A 22,644-nucleotide genomic window follows, 5' to 3' on the forward strand; every position below is an offset into this window, starting at 1 on the left:
CTGCATTCATATGTTATGAATATGAATATCAAAAGAAAAGGGAAAGATGAAATGAGTATTCAAAGAGATATCCCTCTTTATCAAATCTTCATTCATCCTTTGGATTTAAAAGAATTGCGAAGCGACATCTGGTGTGACGACCCAGTAATGGCTAAGCTCATCATTGGCAAAGACCAATACAACATAGACATTGCATACCGGGGCGCTCATATACGCAAATTCAAAAAAAAATCATATCGGGTAGAATTCCCGCGAAATGATTTTGGCGTAAAAGAACTTCATTTGAATGCCGAATATATGGATAAATCGCTGCTTAGAAATAAGCTTTCATTAGACTTTTTTTCAAGCATCGGCATCTTATCTCCTAAATCAAGATATGTCATGCTGAATATTAACGGAAAAGATCAGGGCGTTTATTTGCAGTTGGAATCTGTTGACCGGCAATTTTTGAAGATCCGGAACTTGCCGAGCGGCGCTATTTATTATGCCGAAGATGATGATGCTAATTTTTCTTTAATAAGTCCTATCGATGAAGATGTAAAAAAAGCTTTTGATTGCGGTTACAGCAGAAAAGAAGGGACTGATGAAGATGACCGTCATCTAAAGGATTTGATTTACAAAATCAATACCCTTCCTAACGGTGATTTTGAAAAGGAGATTGTTAAACATATAGACATTGATAAATACTTGCGCTGGCTCTCCGGAGTCATTTGCACGCAAAATTTCGATGGTTTTGTCCATAATTATGCGTTATATCGACGGGACGACAATGGTTTGTTTGAGATTATTCCATGGGATTATGATGCCACTTGGGGGCGCGATATTAATGGAAAAATAATGGACTATGATTATATTCCGATCACCGGCTACAACACCTTAACAGCCCGTGTATTAGATGTGCCGTCATTTCGAAAGCATTATCGCCGTTTGCTTGAAAATATACTTAATCAACAATTTACAGTCGGTTATTTAAAGGAAAAGATCTTGTCTATGCATGAATTATTGCGCCCTTATGTATTAAAAGACCCTTATATAAAAAAAGACATAGATATTTTTGATGAAGAACCGAAGCTTATCTTAGCGTTTATTAAAGACCGAAACCTTTACTTGAAAAAACACCTTTCTGATTTGGAATAGAAAAGGCCGGCTATATTCACAAGCCGATATAATATCATTTCCTTTAAAACAATCAAAAAAGACTCCATGTTGTTGAATGGAGTCTTTCTTTCACATTGATTCACCAAACGCAAAAAAAATCTTCGCCTAAAATATTCTGCCGACTTTAATATACCCCATTGAAGCGCTTGGGTGAACGGGTCTAGGAATCTGTCTTTTATGATTGAAGCATGACGATGCCTTAGATCTGCCCGTTCGTATTGAACGATGTGTTCTTCTTGAACTTCTTGACCTTATTGACCTGCTGGATATCCCTGAAATGCGGGAGCTTCTGGTTCTTCTCGACCTGCTCGATCGCCCTGAAATGCGGGAGCTTCTGGACCTTCTCGATCGTCCTGAAAAGCAGGATCTTCTGGCGTGTGATTGACTTCTTGAAGCCCGAGAGCTTCTAGTGGAAGAGCGATATTCATTAGACGTTTCCCATGGCTCATTGTACATATATTTATCTGTCCCAGCTTGCTTTGCTGCTTCAACGGCTTCTAAAACCTCGTTATGCTTGCGATTCCCGGTAGAACTGTTCCGGTTTGACCGCCGGCCGGCCGATCCGGAACTTTCAAGGCGTTCTGACACATGACTGACACTCACTGTATGGCGGGAAGATTGATGAGACATATATACAAATGTCCTCCTCCTATTATAGAATTTTAACCCGTTATAACCGTCTATTAGATTTAAAAATTTTCTCCGCTATTAGAAGCTTTCCTTATCCGCTTATACAATGGCATTATATGTGTCACTGTAGGTTAAAGATATAGTTATATTCATTATCTCTCTCAAAAATGGCCGTTTTTATCAATTTGATAGATTAATGTCTATATACACCTGATACTTAATGAAAGTCGCCAATCTGGCATCCCTTACTGCAAACAGCCAAACGGCTTCGCAAAATAAAAAAAGCGTGCAGAGAACACCTTTCTCTCTGCACCTCAATATGATGCATTTGCCGATTGCAAACCCTTAAATTGCGGCAGATAACCCTTATGGGCTTCAAGCATTTCATCAAGCATTTGTTTAGCCGCAGCATCTGACGGCACTAAAGGATTGATGGCCATTGCAAGGAGCGCCTTATGATAATCGCCTGTAACGGCTGCTTCAGCTGCGGTCCGCTCAAACGACTTAATTTGTTGAACCAAGCCTTGAACTGGAACAGGAAGCTCTCCAACTGAGATTGGCCGAGGGCCGTCTTTTGTAATGACACAATTAATTTCAACAGCGGAATCTGCCGGGATGCCGCTAATAGCACCGTTATTTCTCACATTAACCGTTTGTATATCTTTTTTATCATTATAAATGGAATCAATAAGACTGCATGCTGCATCGCTGTAATAGGCGCCGCCCCGTTTTTCTAATTGCGGCGGTTTAATATTTAAGTGAGGGTCCCTGTATAATTCAAACAGTTCTTTTTCTAACTGTTGCACCACTTCTGCCCTTGTCACATTTCTTTTATAATCTTTTAATTGTTCATCAAGCATTTGCTTTGTCTGATAATAATAGCGGTGATATGGACACGGTAAGATTCCCAGTGCTTTAATAAAGTCTTGTTCCCATTGAAAATCGGGAATGTTCTTAACTGTGTCTCCGGCTTCCCCTGAAGCAATAAGATCCAGTACTCTATCTGTCACCTCCTTGCCGTCAAGGTAAATATTCAAACCAAATACCATATGATTTAAACCGGCAAAGTCGATATGAATGCGATCAGCGTTAACCTCTAATAATCGCGCCACATTCATTCTCATGCCAATAGGCAAGTTGCAGAGTCCGACAGCCTTTCTTATAGGGCTGTAACGAAGAACCGCTTCCGTGATGAGCCCGGCAGGATTGGAGAAATTGATCAGCCAGGCGTTTGGGCATAATTGCTCAATATCACGGCAAATATCGAGAATCACCGGTATGGTTCGGAGCGCCTTAAACAGACCTCCTGGACCATTGGTTTCTTGGCCAATAACGCCATATTTTAACGGGATTCTTTCATCTTTGGCTCTTGCTGCAAGAAAGCCGACTCTAATCTGTGTTGTTACAAAATCAGCATCTTTAAGCGCTTCTCTTCTGTCACACGTTAAATGAATCTCCATCGGAACACCCGCTTTTTCAACCATTCTTCTGGCCAGTGCGCCGACAATTTCCAATTTCTCTTTGCCTTTTGGAATATCAACGAGCCAAAGTTCGCGAACCGGAAGCGTCTCGTACCGTTTTATTAAGCCTTCAACAAGTTCAGGAGTATAGCTGGAACCGCCGCCGATGGTTACAATTTTAATGCCTTTCACAATTTCACTCCTCCGGAAATAAATAATTTTTCATAAAGATCCACAAATTCTTTTGCAAAATCCTGTATTGTCAAAGCATTCATTAAGTGATCCTGCGCATGAACAAGGAGAAGAGAAACATTCGTTTTTTCGCCTCCAGCTTCTTTCTGTATCAGTGTTGTTTGCGTTTTATGCGCCTCGGATATCTCTTCAGAAGATTCCCTCAATTTTTCTTTTGCTTTATCAAAATTTCCGTTTTTGGCAAGGGATACCGCTTCCATTGCTAAGCTTCGTGCATTGCCGCCGTGTAAAATGATGCGGAAAATGATTTCTTCGCCTAATGACATGAAGTGCTTCTCCCCTTTTTATCACAGTTAACAAATTTAAACATTTACAGACCCATCAAATGATTCATTTGTTTGAGAAGGTGTATGTTCTTCTTGATATTTCTGCTTATCGTAAAGCCGTAAAAATGGGTAGTAAATCAAAATTGAAATGATAAGATTGACAATTTGAACCGCACCGCCCGAGATCTTACCAGTTGCCAAAAATCCGCTAATACCGAGAGGCGTCGTCCAAGGAATCAGCACTCCGTTTGGCTTTGCAACAAGCCCTGAGGCCATGGAAAAATAAGTGACTAACACGACGATAAGCGGTGTCAGTATAAATGGAATCATCATGATCGGATTCATGACAATCGGCGTACCAAAAATCGCTGGTTCATTAATATTGAAAAGGCTTGGCGCTGCAGCGATTTTGCCTAATTGCTTCATTTGTTTGCTTCGTGCTCTAAACATCATCAATAGTACCAGGCCGAGAGTCAATCCTGAGCCGCCAGCTGTGACCCAAATATTATAAAAAGGTGCAGTAATAATATTTGGCAGATCTGCATGGTGGTTAGCCATATAAACTTGTCGATTCTGATCCATGAGTGCGAGCCAAATCGGTGCCATTAAACTATCGACGATAATGGCATCGCCGTGCAATCCAAAGCACCATAACAATTGAATGGCAAGAACAGCGATTAGCATCCCCCATAGACTGCCCCCCAAAAAGCTTAGAGGCGTGGTTATGATGAGATTGATGAGATGGTGAAGATCCTGTAAGGATGTGGCCTCTAATATGAGCCGGACTATCCAAACAATCGTTAATACAATAAAAGCTGGAATTAAAGCAGTAAAAGATTTAGATACAGCCGGCGGTACACCTTGGGGCATTTTAATAACAAATTCTTTTTGAATAACTTTCCTATAAACTTCCGCAGAAAATAAAGCAATAATCATAGCAACAAATAAACCTTGGCTGCCCATAAGCGTAACCGGTATGACACCGGGTACTTCAATTGCTTTTTTGGCGCCTTCTGGCGTAAACATCAGGACTTGCGGCGTCGAAAGGATGAAGGCAGATAAAGCAATAGCGCCTGAAGACAGCGCATCAACCTTATGCCTTTCAGCTAGACGATAGGCGATGCCAAAGCAGACAATAATAGACATGATGCTAAACGTTGCATTAATCGGATAGCTGAACTTTTTTGACCAATCAGCCCCAAACACGCCTGCCATAAAATGACTAAATCCAGGTATCGGCAAGTTGGCGATAATTAAAAATATAGATCCAACGATGATTAATGGCATGGCAAGGATAATGCCGTCCCGAACAGATTGCAGATGTTTTTGTCCTTGAATTTTCTCCGCTACGGGCAGCATATACTTTTCCAAAAAACCCATTAAAGCGTTCAAGCGCTGCACCCCCTACTTTTGAAAAGTTAAAGCATGTTCGAGAACATTTTTTCCGTTAACCATGCCGTAGTCTATAGGATTAATAACATCAATGGGGATGCCCTTTTCTTCTGTTAATTTTTTTAGCTCAACTAGTTTATAACGGACTTGCGGACCAAGCAGCAATATATCAGCATCATCTATATGCTGGTCCACTTCATTGAGGCCTACCGCTGAAATATTAATCTCCATACCTTTGCCCTCAGCCGCCTCCCTCATTTTTGTAACTAATAAGCTTGTGGACATACCGCCTGCGCAACATAATAAAATATTCATAAATAACCCCCTCATTTGAAAGCGATTTCAATTTTAGTCATGCAACCTTTATGCCAACACCTTAACTGATAGGTTTTATTAAAGTTTATTTGATAGTGTGTTAACTTTCTGGAAGTGTGTCGGCCATTTCAGCCAGTGTGTGGCTTGTCTTGATTTAAAATCAAAACATTCATCATATAACAGCATTCATCATCACTTATCTTAATGTTATATTTCTCTTCAATAGGTTTGACAGCATCCTTAATAATGGTATATAAATGCAGATTTCTTTCTATTAACACTTCCTTTCCTTCATATAGGACCGTTTTTTTATTAGACAATAGACGGTCAATCATACAGCTCATATGAAGGACAATGCCTATTAAATCATGATGATCGATTGTCCTGTTTAATGCAGTTTGTATTTGGGACAGGCAAGTTCTTATATCAAAAATGACAGTTTCTCCTGAAATATTTACCAGATGGCTATCTATCGTTTCGGACATTTTCAAGTACGTTTCTTCTATTTCAATGAGTGTTTGGATCTTTTTAATCGCTGTAAAGTTAAGAATATCTTCTATACTGTAATGAGGGCAATCTTCTTTAAAATGGAAGTTGCTGATAATACATACAATTCTTCTTTCTTTTTTTATCGATGTCAGTAAGTGATCCTCATCAGACTCGGGGATTTTCACCGGAATAATTTGAATGAAATCATGATTCAACCGCAATTGGCTTTCTAACATTTTCTTAAGAGCGACGGCGCTTCCTTTACCAGTAGTACATGCGACAACAATCGCTCCTTTGTAAGCGGGTGCCGCTGAATATCGGCAGCCTGATCCATTGGATGAATAGATAGACACTGTGTGTTTTAAGTCTTCATACAACTCATCCAATGAATAGCCCAGCATCGCTTTTCTTGCAGCTTCAAGAACATGTGCCGTACTGACCATTGAAATAACTTCAACTGGAATAGACAGCTCACTTTCCAAACTTCTTTTAAAGTTAATAAGAGACCCCATATCAACAAGCAATAATATGCCAGATCGGGGGGCTTTAGTTCGAATTAATTTTTTGGCTCTTCTATAAATATCATCCGGATTGGCAGCGAGGGGCATATCGATGGCTTCTGCCGCATATTCCGTACCTAATAATTGCCGTACGACCTCAACCATTGATGAAGCTGTACTTTCTCCGTGCATCATAACAACCACTAAGACATTTTCTTCACCTTCTTCGATGTCTTCTTTGTCAAGAACGAAAAACATTGTTAAAAAACCAGCTTCATCAATCGGCAAATTAATTTTTAGCCTATCCTCTATTAAATTAATGCAATCCAAGGCGGCATCAAATTCTTTTTTATAAGAGGTTCTGACTTTATTTAATTGCGGATTAATCATCTTTTTGCCGCTTTGCAGTCTCTTTAATGACGTCTGTATATGTAATGCCATGCCCAGAAAAACTTTATTGCTGAGAACGATATTTAATTTCTTTTCGACATATTGAATAATGTCTTCCGTCAGTTTTGACACTTTTTCGTCGATGATTTTTGTCATTTCCCCCTTATTTATACGCTGATGAATACCTTTCAAATATTGTTTAAAATAATTTTCTATATCAATTTCCATCAATAAGTCAATTTCTTCGTCATTAATGCCCCTTGACTTTAAATCTTTAAAACGTTGCTCAACTTTTTCATAAACCGTTTGATGGTGCTGAATCCCGTCTTTATACAATAAATCTTTCTTATCAGGCTGAAAAATGCAGTATTGATGATGCTTAATTTCCTCGATATCTTGACGATGTTTCGATTTAAAAAGCCCTTCTTTTATATAATGAAGCAGATCAGTACTATTAATTTGCAGCCGGCTTTTTTTCTTAGTCACATAATCTGCATAGGCTTTGGCGCAAGTTAGTTGAATATCTGTTTTGAGCTGACCGATATTATTTGGACAATCATAATGTAAAAAAGAACGTATAGTATTTGTAGATACATAAAGGCTCTTCCCTAATCGTGCCGCTTCTGCTCTTAGAAAGTTTAAAATTAAGCGATACCGTTCTTCAATGGTTCGTTCTCTTAAAGGCGGAAGATGAATAATCATCGGTATTCTTCTTGTAAAAGTTTCTAATAGGCTTGATTTAGGATTTTCAGTTGTTGCTGCCATAATCAGCACCTTTGCTGTTCTTTCTGCTTCTGTTTCTCCAAGCCTTCGGAATAAGCCTTTATCCATAAAAGTAAATAACATCTCTTGTCCCTCAGCCGGAAGACGATGAATTTCATCCAAAAACAATATGCCTTGATCAGCCTTCTCTATTAGACCCTTATGCTCAATTGCACCTGTATAAGCGCCTTTTTTCACCCCGAATAGCTGGCCCAAAAGCAGCTGAGGATTATTGGCATAATCTGCGCAATTAAATGTTATAAATGGAGAATTATTTTTCATTTTTTTAACTTCAATAGCATAGCCATACAACATATCGGCAAACATCGACTTTCCAACGCCTGTTTCTCCATATAATAAAATATTCATCCCTTTGGGAGGGTACAATATCGCTGCTTTTCCTTGTTCAACGGGAAGGGATAAACTAGTATTCTCCTGTACAAATTGATCAATGCGTGTTAATGCCTCGAGCTGCTGCGGTTTATAGGGCGAAAATAATACAGGGCGCCCGTTGCTTTTATGGACTTTTCCTTCTTTCCATAGCTTGTTTAAATCACTGCTGACATTAGCTCTGTCTAAATCCAGAAGATCTGCCAATTCCTTAGCATTCACTCCCCTATCACCGGCTATTTCTTGCAATGTCGAGAAAACCAATTCCTTCCTTTTCATTTTTATCACCCGCTGACTATTATTGTTATTAAACTTTTCTAAATGATAACAAAAACAAGCGTTGGCCTAAATCAACGCTTGTTTCTTTTGCTCATAAGCTGTTATTTTGTCATCAAGTGTTAAAGTCATAGCAATTTCATCCCGGCCGTTCATGAGCATTTCTTTGGGATAACTGTCTATATCAAAATAAGCTTGAAAAGAATGATTATCATAAACCGTTTGTTTTTCAAGATTAACGGTCAGTTTATAGTAAGGCTGTTTGGCATTTTCCAATAACTGATCGACTTCTTCTTCCTTCAATTTAATCGGCAGCACGCCGTTTTTAAAACAATTATTATAAAAAATATCCGCAAAGCTTGGCGCAATGATCACTCTAAAGCCATAATCAAGCAAAGCCCAAGGCGCATGCTCACGGGAAGATCCGCACCCGAAGTTTTGTCCGGCAACTAAAATAGAAGCATCACGATATTGCTCATTATTTAACAAAAAGTTTTCTCTTAGTTCTCCCTGATCATCAAATCGCCAATGATAAAATAAAAATTGCCCAAACCCTTGACGTTCAATGCGTTTTAAAAACTGCTTAGGGATAATTTGATCCGTATCAACATTAACTCGATTAAGTGGATAGACAATGCCTTCATATTCTCTAAGCGGCTCCATTCATATTCCCTTCTTTCTAATGCTCTGTCTTTCTTTACACCTTAGCTGTCTCAAGCTGTCTGACATCGACGAATTTCCCTGCGATCGCGGCCGCGGCTGCCATGGCCGGGCTGACCAAATGCGTGCGTGATCCATTTCCTTGCCGGCCTTCAAAGTTGCGGTTCGATGTCGATGCACACCTTTCGCCTGGCGGAACAATATCATCATTCATTGCCAAACACATGCTGCAGCCTGGTTCACGCCATTCAAATCCGGCTTCAATAAAGATCTTATCCAGCCCTTCTTTTTCCGCTTCATTCTTAACCGTTCGCGATCCTGGAACAATAAGAGCTCTAACACCCGGGTGAACTTTCCGGCCTTTAATCACTTCAGCCGCCGCCCTTAAATCACTCATTCTTGAGTTGGTGCATGACCCGATAAATACATGCTGAACACTGATGTCTTTGATAGGCATGCCGGGTTGTAGATCCATATAGGCCAATGCTTGCTTTACAGCTTGCCTCTCGCTCTTTTCTTTAATATTTTCCAGAATAGGCACTTGGCTGTTTACAGAAGCGCACATTGAAGGGTTTGTTCCCCACGTTACTTGAGGTTCTACTTCAGATGCATCGATTTCAATGGTTCGATCATATTCGGCTCCTTCATCCGTTGCCAACGCTCGCCATTCTTCAATTTTTTCTTCAAAAGCATCGCTTTGCGGTGCATGTTTTCTTCCTTTCAAGTAGGCGAATGTCTTCTCATCTGGACTGATTAACCCTGCTCTTGCACCTGCTTCAATTGACATGTTGCAGACAGTCATCCGCTCTTCCATCGACATATCGCGAATAGCTTCACCCGTATATTCTATGACAGAACCCGTGCCGACATCGACGCCGTATTTTGCAATAATTGCCAGAATCAAATCCTTTGCGGTAACGCCAAGTCCGAGCTTGCCATTGACTTTGACTTGAAGTGTTTTTGGCCTTTTTTGCCATAGCGTTTGTGTCGCTAGAACATGCTCTACTTCACTGGTGCCGATGCCAAAAGCTAGTGCCCCAAAAGCACCGTGAGTCGATGTATGGCTGTCGCCGCATACGATTGTTTTTCCCGGCTGAGTTAATCCTAGTTCCGGTCCAATAACATGGACGATGCCTTGATCCGGATGCTGAATACCTGCCAGTGCAATGCCAAATTCCCGGCAATTTTCTTCAAGCACATCCATTTGCTTTCTGGCTATTTCATCTTTAATGACATTTTGGTGGACGGTCGGGACATTGTGATCCATTGTAGCAAAGGTAAGATCAGGCCGTCTTATTTTCCTTTGATTCATCCGCAAGCCTTCAAAGGCTTGCGGTGATGTCACTTCATGAACGAGATGGAGATCAATATAAAGCAAATCCGGTTTGCCAATTTCTTTGTGCACAATATGTCGTTCCCAAATCTTATCAATGATGGTTTTTGGCTGCATGAAACATCTTCCTTTCTGCGAAATCCAAAAGTGCTGGGATGCGTTTATCTTTTTGATTATTTCTTCTATACGTAGGCTGAAAGAATACCGGATATTGCATGATTTTCATTCAGTTTATCCATGACTTTATCAATCATTTCCTTCGTGCCGATGCATTTTCCGCTGATGCCTACATCAGGCGTGCAATAGCCTTGATTTAAAACTTCAGTGACTGCCGATTCAACAGCATGCGCCTCTTTCTCTAAATGAAAGGAGTATTTAAGCATCATAGCAGCTGACAAAATCATAGCTAACGGATTGGCCTTGTTTTCACCGGCAATATCCGGGGCCGAGCCGTGCACAGGTTCATACAAGCCTGCACTGTCGCTGCGAAGACTGGCAGATGGCAGCATCCCAAGCGATCCTGCAATCATAGACGCTTCATCACTCAAAATATCACCAAACATATTTTCTGTTACAACAACATCAAATGTCTCTGGATGATGAATCAGTTTCATAGCGGTTGAGTCAACAAGCATATGCTCAACTTCAACGTCTGGATATTTTACTGATATCTGATCTACAATCTCGCGCCACATCCGGCTTGATTCAAGTACATTGGCTTTATCAACAGAAGTTAATTTTTTTCTTCTCACTCTAGCAAGCTGAAAGGCCTTTTCTACAATTCTTTCAATCTCTTTAACATCATATTGCAGCGTATCAACGGCGATATCTTGATTTTCGCCGCGTCTTTCGCTTTTTCCAAAATATATTCCCCCGGTAAGCTCTCTGACTATCATAAGATCAACATTTTCAATGACTTCGCGTTTTAATGGCGAGGCATTCACCAGCTGTCGATAGGCGGTTACTGGACGAAGGTTGGCAAACAGCCCCATCTCTTTGCGAAGTCCAAGCAATCCCTTTTCCGGACGAATATCTGATGGAACATCTGACCACTTCGGCCCGCCGACAGCTCCTAAAAGAATCGCATCGCTTTCCTTACAGATATCTAATGTTTCAGGGGGAAGCGGATTCCCCACAGCGTCAATAGCCGCGCCGCCAATCAAACCTTCTGTGAATTCGAACTTATGATCAAAGCAGTCAGCAACAGCTTTTAGTACACGGACCGCTTCTTCCATAACTTCTTGACCGATACCGTCTCCAGGCAAAACTGCGATTCTTTTTTTCATTCGAATAGCCTCCCCATTTAATATTTAAAGGTTTACTTTTTGCTTAACCATTGATTCATTAACTATTGAACGATTAACAGCATTAAGATAAGCTTTGGCAGAAGCCTCTAAAACATCCTGAGCCGAGCCTCTTCCGCCTGATTCAACACCATCATATATGGCTTTAACATGAACTTCCGCTAAGGCGTCTCTTCCGCCGCCGATTGATTTGATTTGATAATCTACCAATTCTAACGGCTCCGCTACTATTCTCTCGATGGTGTTATAAATCGCTTCTACACTGCCGGCGCCGGTTGCAGCTTCTTCTATATAAGTCCCGTCAGGCGCAGTAACCGCAACCGTTGCTGTTTGTATGTTATTTGTTCCATACTGAAGCTGAAGGCTTTCCAATTCGTATTTTTTCATATCTTTTGTTTCTGTTTGTTTTTCAGTTAAAATATCAAAGAGATCATCTTCAGTAATTTCTTTTTTCTTGTCGGTGAGTGCTTTGAAAGCATCAAATACTTCATTTAATTTATCTTCACTGAGTTCAAATCCAAGGGCTTTTATTTTATTCTTAACAGCGTGGCGTCCGGAATGTTTTCCTAATACTAGCCTGTTAGAAGAAACACCGATCAGCTCCGGCGTTATAATTTCATAGGTTGATGCTTCCTTTAAAACACCGTCTTGGTGAATGCCGGATTCATGGGCAAACGCATTTTCACCGACTACCGCTTTATTTCCCGGAACGACCATGCCCGTTAATTTGCTGATTAATTGACTCGTTTTCTTAATCTCATTTAATTTCAATCTTGTTTCTGCCTGATAATGGTCATTTCTGATATGCAATGCTACTGCGATTTCTTCGATTGCCGAATTTCCCGCGCGTTCGCCGATACCATTAATCGTTCCTTCAACTTGTGCGGCACCATTTTCAATGGCAGCGAGGGAATTAGCAACGGCCATTCCAAGATCATCATGACAATGAGCTGATAATTTAACATTTCCAATATTCGGAACATTATTCCTTAAGAAAGCAAACAACCCGCCGTATTCTTGTGGGCTTCGGTATCCAACCGTATCAGGGACATTAATTACAGAAGCGCCTGCTTTAATGACTTCAGTGATGATTTTAACAAGGAACCATTTATCGGAACGGCAGGCATCTTCAGCCGACCATTGAACAACCGAGAATTTTTGTTTAGCATATTTCACTGCACTAACCGCAGATTCGAGCACTTCATCCGGTGTCATTTTAAGCTTATAGGTCATATGGATTGGCGAAGTAGCAAGGAAAATGTGGATACGCGGCTCCTCGGAATTCTTTAAAGCTTCCCAAGCCGCATCGATATCGCGTTTATTTGCTCTGGCTAATCCTGTCACTGAACTGTTCTTAATCGTTTCCGCAATCGTCTTTACCGCTTGGAAATCACCTTTTGAGGAAGCGGGAAATCCCGCTTCCATGATATCTACTCCCAGACGTTCCAGCTGCTTGGCAATCTCCAGCTTTTCTAATACATTCAAATTCACGCCTGCGGTCTGCTCGCCATCCCGGAGTGTTGTGTCGAAAATATCAATTTTTTGCATTTGCAACCACTTCCTCTTGTTTAGCTTTTTTTCTAATGAATGGCATTAATTTTCGCAACTCTCTGCCGACAACCGCAATTTGGTGATTATTTTCTTGTTCGTTGATCGCGTTGAATTGCGGACGATTGACCTGGTTTTCCAAGATCCAGCCTTTGGCAAATTTGCCGTCTTGAATATCTTTTAAGACACCTTTCATGTTTTCTTTAACGTGTTCATCGATTACTCGAGGACCTGACACAAAATCGCCCCATTGAGCGGTGTCAGAACAAGAATAGCGCATATTTTCAAAACCGCCTTCATAGATCAAATCAACGATAAGCTTCATTTCATGCAGACATTCAAAGTAAGCAATTTCCGGCTGATAGCCTGCTTCAACTAATGTTTCAAACCCGGCCTTAATTAATGAAGTTAAACCGCCGCATAGCACAGCTTGCTCGCCGAAAAGGTCGGTTTCAGTTTCTTCTTTGAAAGTCGTTTCCAAAACGCCTGCCCGCGTTGCACCGATACCTTTTGCATAAGCAAGCGCTGTTTCCTTCGCTTCGCCTGAAGCATCTTGATAAACTGCTATCAATGCTGGAACGCCTGCGCCTTCAGTAAATGTTCTGCGAACAAGGTGTCCAGGGCCTTTTGGCGCAACCATGAAAACATCAACATCTTTTGGAGGCGTGATTTGGCTGAAATGAATGTTAAAGCCGTGAGCAAAGGCGATTGCGTTTCCAGCTTGTAAAGCAGGTTCAATTTCTTCTTTGTAAACGTTTGTTTGATGCTCATCCGGAAGAAGAATCATGATAACATCCGCGTCTTCTGCAGCTTCTCTTACTGTTTTTACTGTAAAGCCGTCTTTTTCCGCTTGATCAGCGGACTTTCCTGGTCTAGCGCCAATCACAACATCAAAACCATTTTCCTTTAAATTCAGCGCATGAGCATGGCCTTGTGAACCATAGCCCACAACCGCAATTTTTTTCCCTCTTAATACTGCCTCTTGAACGTTATTGTCATAATACACTTTTGTCATTTTTCCATCTTTCCTTTCTGTATTTGTCTCATTGATTTGATTTATTTTAAAAGAGAGTACGAATTTAAATCAGTAATTTGTTTTTGTGACCCTCTTAAAAAAGCGGTTAAACCCGTTCTTGATAATTCTTTAATCCCATAAGGCCTGAGCAAATCGATTATTGCCTCAATTTTGTCTGTGTCCCCCGTCACTTGAATAGTGATGCTTTCACGGCTGACATCAATAATTGACGCTCTGAAAGGTTCAACAATACCGGAAATTTCACTTCTGGTTTGTGCGCTGCTCAACACTTTAATGAGAGCAAGTTCCCTCGCGACAATCGCTTGATCTGTAATGTCGGAAACTTTAATCACATCGATTTGCTTATTTAATTGTTTTGTCAGTTGTTCAATTTGCTGTTCACTGTCAACATTGACAACAAAGGTCATTTTCGAAATGCCGTCATTTTCTGTTCGGCCGACAGTGATGCTGTCTATATTAAATTGTCTTTTAGTCATAAGCCCGGTGACGCGGTTCAGAACACCGCTCCGGTTTAAGACCGTTGCTGTCACTATTCGTTTCATGGTTTCACCCCAATCATCTCGTGATGTCCTTTCCCAGGCGCAATCATTGGATAGACATTTTCACCGGCCTTTATCCTGCAGTCAATTAACACTGGTTCTTTGGCCGTTATGGTTTCATGAAAAACAGATTCAGCTTCTTGTTCATTTATCACGCGAATCCCTCTAATGCCATAACTTTCTGCCAATTTAACAAAATCCGGTTGAACAGGAATGATTGAATGGGAATATCTTTCCTCATAAAAGGTTTCCTGCCATTGCCTTACCATACCAAGCGCCTCATTATTCAAAATGACAATTTTAATAGGGAGATTTAATTCTTTAACGACTGATAGTTCTTGAAGCGTCATTTGAAATCCGCCATCTCCTATTAAAGCCACGACGTTTTCTTCAGGGAAAGCTAATTGAGCGCCAATGGCAGCCGGAAATCCAAATCCCATCGTTCCTAACCCGCCGGAAGTTACCCAGCGATGCGGCTGTTTAAATGGATAATATTGCGCTGCCCACATCTGATGCTGGCCAACGTCCGTCGTTACGATTGCATTGCCGTTTGTATATTGATGCACCATTTCTATTAATCTTTGTGGCAGAAGCCCTTGTTCACCTTTGTTATACCAAAGCGGAAAATCGTTTCTGTATTGATTTAAACACCGGCGCCAATTATCGGTATCTGTCTTCATGTCCTCTTCGAGAAGCTTAACTAATGCCTCTTTGGCATCGGCGACAACCGGAATATGTGTATTCACATTTTTGCCGATTTCGGCGGGATCAACATCAATATGAGCAACCTTTGCACGCGGTGCAAAATGTTTGAGATTTCCTGTTAATCTATCATCAAAACGCGCTCCTATATTAATTAGTAGATCTGTTTCATGCAGCGCCATGTTGGCAGCATATACACCATGCATTCCCGCCATACCGAGGAATAATGGGTGATCTGCCGGGAAACTTCCTAAGCCGAGAAGTGTACTCGTCACAGGGATCTGGTAACGTTCTGCAAATTCAGTCAAATCATACGAAGCCTTAGCATGCAGGACGCCCGCCCCTGCTAAAATGACCGGTCTATCAGCCTGAGACAGCGCTTCTGATAATTTCTTAATTTGCAAATAATTCGGGGTTAAATTCGGCTGATAACCCGGTAAATGAATATCAGGTTCAAAATGTGCAACTGCCTTTCCCTGCGAAATATTTTTGGGAATGTCGATCAGCACCGGCCCCGGCCGGCCTGTTGTTGCAATATGGAAAGCTTCTTTCACAAGCCTTGGCAATTCTTTCATATCACTGACTTGGACATTATATTTTGTTATTGGCATTGTAATGCCCATAACATCTGCTTCTTGAAATGCATCAGTTCCAATGACGTCTTGGGCAACTTGACCTGTAAAGATGACAAGCGGCAAAGAATCCATCATAGCATCGGCAATGCCCGTTACCAAATTAGTCACGCCCGGTCCGGATGTTGCAATGACTACACCAGGCTTGCCAGAGACTCGCGCGTAGCCTTCTGCGGCGTGGATGGCCCCTTGTTCGTGGCGGGTCAATACATGTTTGATCGGATTTTTATAAAGTGCATCATAGATAGGCAAAACCGCACCGCCGGGATATCCAAAAATAATCTCTGCTCCTTCGTTTATAAGAGATTGGATTAAGATATCTGCTCCGTTCATTTCGGCCGATGCCGTTTTATCAACACTTGTTTTAACAGCCACCAATTGTCCCTCCCATTATTTTTTTAGTCAATAAATTGTTTTAGTTATTAAACAAATAAAAAAGCCTTTTCTCCCCTTGCACACAACATACACTCGTATATGGTGTGTCGCATTGGGGTGAAAAGACTCTTTTCCACGGTACCACCCAATTTCACGGCGCCCTCGCGAACGCCGCCTCAGCAACAATCAAATCATTTGATTGTTGAGTGATATTAACGAATATCATAAAGATACCCGGTTCAACCTACTAGATTGCCGTTCAGCTGAACACTCTGAGGCGATGTCGTATATAAGAGACATTGCCGGTTTCCACCTGCCCGGCTCTCTGTGAATGTCTGACCTTATAACTTTTACCTCTTCATCGTTTTTAGCGGATATGTTGTTTTTAAGTTTTATATTTTCATAATGCCGCCTGTATTGGCTGATGTGACAAGCTTTGCATATCTGGCAAGATACCCCTTTTTAATTTTGGGTTCCGGCGCTTGCCAATTCTTTCGTCTTCTTTCCATTTCTTCTTCTGTCTCAAGAATATTAATCGTCCGCTTTGTCAAATCAATAAAAATCTGGTCACCATTTTCTATTAATGCAATCGGACCGCCTTCAGCCGCCTCAGGTGAGATGTGGCCTACCGCTATTCCCCTTGTAGCACCTGAAAAACGCCCGTCTGTAATCAAAGCCACTTTCGTACCGAGCCCTCTGCCCATAATGGAGGATGTCGGAGCAAGCATCTCCGGCATTCCCGGACCGCCTTTCGGACCTTCATAGCGAATGACGACGACATGCCCTGCATGTACGGTACCGTTATCAATGCCTTTTTGCGCTTCCTCTTGGGAATTGAAGACGATAGCCTCTCCCAAGAAGGTTTTTATTGATGGATCAACTGCGCCAACTTTAATCACCGCGCCGGCCGGGGCAATGTTTCCATATAAAATGGAAAGGCCGCCGACAGGGCTGTACGGATTATCTTTTTCCCTGATAACCTCTTTGTTAACAATTTCCGCATCCTTCACATTTTCATAAATTGTTTTTCCGGTTATCGTTATTCTGTCACGGTGAATCGCGCCGTCAACTTTGCAAAGTTCTTTAATAATGGCGCTGATGCCGCCCGCTTCATGAACATCCTGCATAGAATAATCCGAAGCCGGCATAATTTTCGCTAAGTATGGCACCCGCTCAGCGACTTCGTTAATGCGGTTGAGATCATAATCAATTTCTGCTTCATTAGCCAATGCCAATGTGTGCAGTACCGTATTTGTCGAACCGCCCATAGCCATATCTAAAGCAAAAGCGTCATCAATGGCTTCTTCAGTAATAATATCGCGCGGCCGGATGTCTTTTTTAATTAAATCCATTAAATAGTTAGCAGCGTCGTATATAAGTCGATGCCGCTCTTCAGAAGTTGCGACAATTGTCGCATTTCCCGGCGGTGTTACGCCAAGGATTTCCATCAATGAATTCATCGAATTGGCTGTAAACATTCCCGAACAAGAACCGCAAGTTGGACAAGCGCTGGTTTCAAGTTCTAAAAGCTCTTCAGTCGATATTCTGCCTGACTTGTGTGCGCCAACCCCTTCAAATACTGAAGTTAACGATAAATTTCGGCCTGTTTTTGAACGGCCGGCTTCCATCGGCCCTCCCGATACAAACACAGCAGGGACATTCGTTCTCGCAGATGCCAACAGCATGCCAGGCGTAATTTTATCACAATTCGGAATATAAAAAACACCGTCGAACCAGTGAGCGTTGATAACCGTTTCAGCCGCATCAGCGATAATTTCCCGGCTTGGAAGCGAATATCTCATGCCAATGTGCCCCATTGCTATTCCATCATCAACGCCGATGGTATTAAATTCAAAAGGGATTCCGCCTGCTTCCCTGATTGCATCCTTAACCACTTCAGCAAACTTATTTAAATGCTTGTGTCCTGGAATGATATCAACATATGAATTGCAAACACCGATAAACGGCTTTGACAAATCTTCTGTTTTTACACCCGCTGCATGCAATAAACTTCGATGCGGAGCGCGATCAATGCCTTTTTTTATCATGTCGCTGCGCATACAATCCACCCTCTTCTGCAATATCAATGATCTGATTTGAATTTTATTTTGAACGCAGACTTTCGATCCTTTAGTGACCCTATCACGAAAATCTATGACAATGAAATGCTTTTTAGACGCCTATGTAACTTGGGGTTTTGACGATAAAAACGGTGTCGCCCATCCTTCAGCGATACAGCCGTCATCATTCATTGTTTGCGCCTCTAACATCCGCTGTATACGGTTTAAGATTCTCTAAATCATTATTTAGATTATTTAGAGATTTCGCTTTGCAGCTCAAAACATTTGAGCGATTTCAGCGAGTCGTTGACTTGTTTTGTTTGATTAATTGTGAATCATATTACGCTTTTTTGCGGAGGCGGTCAACACCTATTTTTAATTTTTTTGACTCTTTTGATTAATGAGTATATATTGAAATCGCTTACAACCTTGTCATTGCTTTACTTATATAAAAATTGTGACTTGATTGTAAATTTTTTTGAAACGGTTTCAATCGGTTTCCACACCTTTCCAAACAAGGCATCTCAAGCTTTCTCTACTAGCTAAAATATCATTTAGCGTGGGAAAATAAATTTTAAATTTTTTATAAAATGATCTTGTATAACTGAAGGATCACCGATATAATGTCCACTAACAGAAAACATTTGTCTCTTTTACAAATACAGGAGTGATAAATAATGGATCATGTATCGGTAGGTTTATTAGGATTTGGAACTGTCGGCACCGGCGTCGTTCATTTGCTTACAGATGATCAAGAAAAGCTGAAGGAGCGCACTGGGTGTTCAATCCATATTGAAAAAATACTTGTCCGGGATAAAGACAAAATAAGAAAAATCAAACTTGATAACCGCTGTCTGACTCAAGATGCCAGAGATATTATAGATAATCCGAATATCGATATTGTCATCGAAGTCATGGGGGGCATTAACAAAGCGCGTGAATATATTTTACAGGCCTTAAGAAACAAAAAGCATGTCATTACAGCAAATAAGGATCTTATGGCTCTCCATGGGAGCGAACTGCTTCAAACTGCTGCAGATAACCATTGTGATTTATATTATGAGGCAAGCGTCGGCGGCGGCATTCCGATTATCCGCAGCTTAACAGAGGGGCTTGCAGCAGACCGTATTCAAAAGATCATCGGCATCGTTAACGGCACGACAAACTATATATTAAGCAAAATGAGCCAACAGCCAGTTTCGTATGAAGAAGTGCTCAGGGAAGCACAAGCACTAGGCTTTGCAGAAGCGGACCCGACATCTGATGTTGAAGGACTGGACGCCGCGAGAAAAATGGTGATTTTAAGCCATCTTGCCTATTCAATACCGGTAAATCTGGAAGATGTAACGATTGAAGGGATTACCCAAGTAGAGCAAGAAGATATTACTTACAGCAAAAAGCTTGGCTATACGATCAAATTAATCGGTATTGCAGAATATGAAAATCATTTGATTGATATCAGCGTTCAGCCGACATTATTGCCGATTCAGCATCCATTGGCCTCTGTTGAAAATGAATATAATGCCGTTTATGTATATGGCGAATCGTGCGGCGAAACAATGTTTTACGGACCGGGAGCAGGTGAATTGCCAACCGCTACCGCTGTCGTTTCCGATCTGATCACTGTCGTCAAAAACCTTAGCCTTGGCATTACAGGCCATCATATTTTTCTTCCAAATTTAAAAAAGCAATGTAAACCAGCGGAAGCCATTGCCAGCCGATATTTTTTAAGAATGCATGTCTTTGACAAGCCGGGAGCATTTTCTAAAGTCAGCCATTTATTCAAGGAACAGGGCATTAGTTTGGAAAAGTTAATCCAAGAGCCATTAATTAGAGGCGAAAAAGCTGAAGTGGCCATTATTACCCATGAAACGAACAAGCAGGCATTCGAAAATACTTGCCAGCTTTTGAAAGATCTTGATGTTGTTAGTGATGTCAAAAGCTATTATCGTGTTGAGGGGATGAATTAAATGTTATGGCAGGGACTTATTTCTACTTATCAAAATTTTTTACCAGTTAATGAAAAAACCCCAAGACTCACTTTAATGGAGGGAAATACGCCATTAATTCCTTTGGAGAAATTATCTCAACAATGGGGTGCGGAGATTTATGCCAAATATGAGGGCCTGAATCCAACCGGCAGCTTTAAAGACCGCGGAATGGTTCTAGCTGTTGCTAAAGCAAAAGAAGCAGGAGGACAAGGCGTGATTTGCGCTTCCACAGGAAATACGGCCGCGTCAGCCGCCGCGTACAGTGCCCGGGCTAATATGGAATGCTTAATTGTTATTCCTAAAGGTAAAATCGCCCTGGGCAAGCTTGCTCAAGCCGTTATGTACGGTGCAAAAATCTACGAAGTGGACGGCAATTTTGATGATGCTTTAGAAATCGTCAGATACACCGCTCAGCATTCTTCTTATCATTTGGTCAACTCTGTTAATCCCTACCGCCTTGAAGGCCAAAAAACAGCCGCTTTTGAAGTTTGTGAACAACTAGGCGGCGCGCCGGATATTCTTGCGATCCCTGTCGGCAATGCCGGGAATATATCTGCTTACTGGAAGGGCTTTAAAGAACTTCATGAACGAAATCAAATGTCTTTGCCGCAAATGCGCGGATTCGAAGCAGAAGGTTCAGCGGCAATTGTTAAGAATAAAGTCATTGAACAGCCTGAAACGATCGCTACAGCAATAAGAATCGGGAACCCTGCCAGCTGGCATCTGGCTGTCGAAGCTGCGAAAGACTCAAAAGGAAAAATTGACAGCGTTACGGATGAGGAAATTTTGGCTGCCTATAAAACACTGGCAAAAGAAGAAGGCCTATTTGCGGAGCCGGCATCTTGCGCATCTCTTGCCGGCATTAAGAAACAGATTGAAACAGGAGAAATCAAACAAGGCGCGAAAATCGTTGCCGTATTAACAGGAAATGGCCTTAAAGACCCTGAAACAGCCATGGATACTTTAACCGTTCAGCCCACCCTGTTAAAAGCTGAAAAAAACCAATTGCTTGATGTTATAGGAGAAGGTGTTGCAAAGTGAATCAGCTTCCATTTCAAATAAGAGTACCCGGCAGCACTTCAAACCTTGGGCCGGGGTTTGATTCAATTGGCCTTGCCGTCAACCGCTATCTTTACCTTAATGTTGAAGCTGCAGACAGCTGGCATATTGCCTTTGATCAAAATCCGGTTAACTTGCCTGAAGCAGAAGAAAATATTATATATCAAGCTGCCCAAATGGTCAGCGAAAAATATAATAAAAAACTATTGCCTTTATCCGTAACCATGCAAAGTGACATTCCTCTCGCCAGAGGACTTGGCAGCAGTGCTGCAGCCATTGTCGCTGGGGTGGAAATCGCTAATATCATACATGAACTTCAATTATCAAAACAGGAAAAGGCGCATTTAGCCAGCTGCTTTGAAGGGCATCCTGATAATGCAACGGCTTCTGTTTACGGCGGACTAACCGTGTCGCTTCATACTGAGCAAAAAACTGAAACTGTCGCATTGCCTGCGCCTGATATTGATTTAATAGCCATGATTCCATCGGCAGAACTTAAAACTAAGGATTCCCGCAATGTGCTGCCGGAATCTTTATCGTACAGCGAAGCCATTAAAGGAAGTGCAGTCGGAAACGTCCTAGTTGCGGCGATTTTGCAAAATAATTGGGAACTAGCCGGTAAAATGATGGATCAAGATGTATTTCATCAGCCTTATCGGGAGTCTCTTGTACCCGATCTCCCAACAATAGCCGCTTTAGCCCGGGATTTCGGGGTCCTTGGCACAGCTTTAAGCGGTGCAGGTCCTACAATTAATTGCTTTATCCCCAAAGGTAAAGGTGAATATATCGCATCGATATTGAAAACGGCATTTCCAGAGTACCATTGCGAAATACTTTCTCCTGTAAATCATGGGGTTTGGAGATTAGCTGAAGAAGAAAAAACTTTTTAAGTAAAATATACCTTATCAGCTCAAAAATGTTGTTAAAAAATATCATTGCATGGACCTCTTTTTTCGGGAAAAGATAAAAGAAAAAGGGGGTCCTTAATTTGAAGCAGAATGTTGAAGGAAGATATACCAAATATGTCTGGATAGTTATCGTTATTGCCGCTCTTATTTATGGGGTCGGTTATGTATGGATAAGGATGCGGTAATTAATGACATCAAATGTTCCCTGAAACCGGGA

The 22,644-nt window shown here is 41.4% G+C and carries 18 protein-coding genes; 5 read left to right on the top strand and 13 right to left on the bottom strand.

The window, feature by feature from the left end; translation table 11 throughout:
* The first annotated feature begins 51 nt into the window (after positions 1 to 51).
* Positions 52 to 1,137, top strand: a complete 1,086-nt coding sequence (locus JOD45_RS06410; RefSeq protein WP_205003132.1) for a CotH kinase family protein — start codon at positions 52 to 54, stop codon at positions 1,135 to 1,137.
* Positions 1,138 to 1,339: 202 nt separating this feature from the next.
* The gene (locus JOD45_RS06415) at positions 1,340 to 1,543 is read left to right on the top strand and encodes a hypothetical protein (RefSeq protein WP_205003048.1); all 204 of its coding nucleotides are present in this window, start codon (positions 1,340 to 1,342) and stop codon (positions 1,541 to 1,543) included.
* A gap of 559 nt (positions 1,544 to 2,102) precedes the next feature.
* On the opposite strand, the gene JOD45_RS06420 is transcribed toward JOD45_RS06415, so the two are convergent.
* The 13 genes from JOD45_RS06420 to ilvD form a co-directional block, all read right to left on the bottom strand.
* Positions 2,103 to 3,440 (bottom strand): family 4 glycosyl hydrolase, encoded by a 1,338-nt coding sequence (locus JOD45_RS06420; RefSeq protein WP_205003049.1) that lies wholly within the window; start codon positions 3,438 to 3,440, stop codon positions 2,103 to 2,105.
* Positions 3,437 to 3,766 (bottom strand): PTS lactose/cellobiose transporter subunit IIA, encoded by a 330-nt coding sequence (locus tag JOD45_RS06425; RefSeq protein ID WP_205003050.1) that lies wholly within the window; start codon positions 3,764 to 3,766, stop codon positions 3,437 to 3,439. The genes JOD45_RS06420 and JOD45_RS06425 overlap by 4 nt, the downstream gene beginning before the upstream one ends.
* 36 nt (positions 3,767 to 3,802) lie before the next feature.
* Positions 3,803 to 5,158 carry a PTS cellobiose transporter subunit IIC gene (gene celB / locus JOD45_RS06430; RefSeq protein WP_380896648.1) on the bottom strand — a complete coding sequence of 452 codons (1,356 nt, stop codon included), beginning with the start codon at positions 5,156 to 5,158 and terminating at the stop codon, positions 3,803 to 3,805.
* 12 nt (positions 5,159 to 5,170) lie between these two features.
* On the bottom strand, positions 5,171 to 5,473 hold the full coding sequence (locus JOD45_RS06435) for a PTS sugar transporter subunit IIB (protein ID WP_205003051.1): 303 nt from the start codon (positions 5,471 to 5,473) through the stop codon (positions 5,171 to 5,173).
* A 128-nt stretch (positions 5,474 to 5,601) separates the two neighbouring features.
* Positions 5,602 to 8,283: a sigma-54-dependent transcriptional regulator gene (locus JOD45_RS06440; protein WP_205003052.1), complete on the bottom strand. Its 2,682-nt coding sequence runs from the start codon at positions 8,281 to 8,283 to the stop codon at positions 5,602 to 5,604.
* Between the two features lie 66 nt (positions 8,284 to 8,349).
* Entirely contained in the window at positions 8,350 to 8,943 is a 594-nt protein-coding gene (gene leuD, locus JOD45_RS06445) for a 3-isopropylmalate dehydratase small subunit (RefSeq protein WP_205003053.1), read from the bottom strand.
* 34 nt (positions 8,944 to 8,977) lie between these two features.
* On the bottom strand, positions 8,978 to 10,390 hold the full coding sequence (leuC, locus tag JOD45_RS06450) for a 3-isopropylmalate dehydratase large subunit (RefSeq protein ID WP_205003054.1): 1,413 nt from the start codon (positions 10,388 to 10,390) through the stop codon (positions 8,978 to 8,980).
* A 65-nt stretch (positions 10,391 to 10,455) separates the two neighbouring features.
* Complete coding sequence (leuB, locus tag JOD45_RS06455; RefSeq protein WP_205003055.1) at positions 10,456 to 11,559, bottom strand: 3-isopropylmalate dehydrogenase; 1,104 nt, start codon at positions 11,557 to 11,559, stop codon at positions 10,456 to 10,458.
* A gap of 24 nt (positions 11,560 to 11,583) precedes the next feature.
* Entirely contained in the window at positions 11,584 to 13,125 is a 1,542-nt protein-coding gene (locus JOD45_RS06460) for a 2-isopropylmalate synthase (RefSeq protein ID WP_205003056.1), read from the bottom strand.
* Complete coding sequence (ilvC, locus tag JOD45_RS06465; RefSeq protein WP_338056035.1) at positions 13,112 to 14,176, bottom strand: ketol-acid reductoisomerase; 1,065 nt, start codon at positions 14,174 to 14,176, stop codon at positions 13,112 to 13,114. The genes JOD45_RS06460 and ilvC overlap by 14 nt, the downstream gene beginning before the upstream one ends.
* 5 nt (positions 14,177 to 14,181) lie before the next feature.
* Complete coding sequence (ilvN, locus tag JOD45_RS06470; protein ID WP_205003058.1) at positions 14,182 to 14,703, bottom strand: acetolactate synthase small subunit; 522 nt, start codon at positions 14,701 to 14,703, stop codon at positions 14,182 to 14,184.
* Positions 14,700 to 16,367 carry an acetolactate synthase large subunit gene (gene ilvB / locus JOD45_RS06475; protein WP_205003134.1) on the bottom strand — a complete coding sequence of 556 codons (1,668 nt, stop codon included), beginning with the start codon at positions 16,365 to 16,367 and terminating at the stop codon, positions 14,700 to 14,702. The genes ilvN and ilvB overlap by 4 nt, the downstream gene beginning before the upstream one ends.
* A 434-nt stretch (positions 16,368 to 16,801) precedes the next feature.
* Positions 16,802 to 18,469 carry a dihydroxy-acid dehydratase gene (ilvD, locus tag JOD45_RS06480; protein ID WP_205003059.1) on the bottom strand — a complete coding sequence of 556 codons (1,668 nt, stop codon included), beginning with the start codon at positions 18,467 to 18,469 and terminating at the stop codon, positions 16,802 to 16,804.
* 677 nt (positions 18,470 to 19,146) lie between these two features.
* Here ilvD and JOD45_RS06485 point away from each other — a divergent pair.
* The 3 genes from JOD45_RS06485 to thrB are packed head-to-tail and all read left to right on the top strand — an operon-like array spanning position 19,147 to position 22,409.
* Positions 19,147 to 20,439, top strand: a complete 1,293-nt coding sequence (locus JOD45_RS06485; RefSeq protein WP_205003060.1) for a homoserine dehydrogenase — start codon at positions 19,147 to 19,149, stop codon at positions 20,437 to 20,439.
* Positions 20,440 to 21,501: a threonine synthase gene (gene thrC / locus JOD45_RS06490; protein WP_205003061.1), complete on the top strand. Its 1,062-nt coding sequence runs from the start codon at positions 20,440 to 20,442 to the stop codon at positions 21,499 to 21,501.
* A complete protein-coding gene (thrB, locus tag JOD45_RS06495; protein WP_205003062.1) occupies positions 21,498 to 22,409 on the top strand; it encodes a homoserine kinase in 912 nt (303 codons plus the stop codon). Before thrC ends, thrB begins: the two co-directional genes overlap by 4 nt.
* The last annotated feature ends 235 nt before the right edge of the window (positions 22,410 to 22,644 follow it).

The sequence above is a fragment of the Scopulibacillus daqui genome (assembly GCF_016908855.1).
GTDB lineage: Bacteria > Bacillota > Bacilli > Bacillales > Sporolactobacillaceae > Scopulibacillus_A > Scopulibacillus_A daqui.

Excerpts from the sequence above, each read along its gene's own strand:
- JOD45_RS06410 (WP_205003132.1), top strand. The coding sequence starts at position 52 with ATGAGTATTCAAAGAGATATCCCTCTTTATCAAATCTTCATTCATCCT.
- JOD45_RS06425 (WP_205003050.1), bottom strand. The coding sequence starts at position 3,766 with ATGTCATTAGGCGAAGAAATCATTTTCCGCATCATTTTACACGGCGGC.
- JOD45_RS06435 (WP_205003051.1), bottom strand. The coding sequence starts at position 5,473 with ATGAATATTTTATTATGTTGCGCAGGCGGTATGTCCACAAGCTTATTA.
- JOD45_RS06440 (WP_205003052.1), bottom strand. The coding sequence starts at position 8,283 with ATGAAAAGGAAGGAATTGGTTTTCTCGACATTGCAAGAAATAGCCGGT.
- leuD (WP_205003053.1), bottom strand. The coding sequence starts at position 8,943 with ATGGAGCCGCTTAGAGAATATGAAGGCATTGTCTATCCACTTAATCGA.
- leuC (WP_205003054.1), bottom strand. The coding sequence starts at position 10,390 with ATGCAGCCAAAAACCATCATTGATAAGATTTGGGAACGACATATTGTG.
- leuB (WP_205003055.1), bottom strand. The coding sequence starts at position 11,559 with ATGAAAAAAAGAATCGCAGTTTTGCCTGGAGACGGTATCGGTCAAGAA.
- JOD45_RS06460 (WP_205003056.1), bottom strand. The coding sequence starts at position 13,125 with ATGCAAAAAATTGATATTTTCGACACAACACTCCGGGATGGCGAGCAG.
- ilvN (WP_205003058.1), bottom strand. The coding sequence starts at position 14,703 with ATGAAACGAATAGTGACAGCAACGGTCTTAAACCGGAGCGGTGTTCTG.
- ilvB (WP_205003134.1), bottom strand. The coding sequence starts at position 16,367 with ATGAACGGAGCAGATATCTTAATCCAATCTCTTATAAACGAAGGAGCA.
- ilvD (WP_205003059.1), bottom strand. The coding sequence starts at position 18,469 with ATGCGCAGCGACATGATAAAAAAAGGCATTGATCGCGCTCCGCATCGA.
- JOD45_RS06485 (WP_205003060.1), top strand. The coding sequence starts at position 19,147 with ATGGATCATGTATCGGTAGGTTTATTAGGATTTGGAACTGTCGGCACC.
- thrC (WP_205003061.1), top strand. The coding sequence starts at position 20,440 with ATGTTATGGCAGGGACTTATTTCTACTTATCAAAATTTTTTACCAGTT.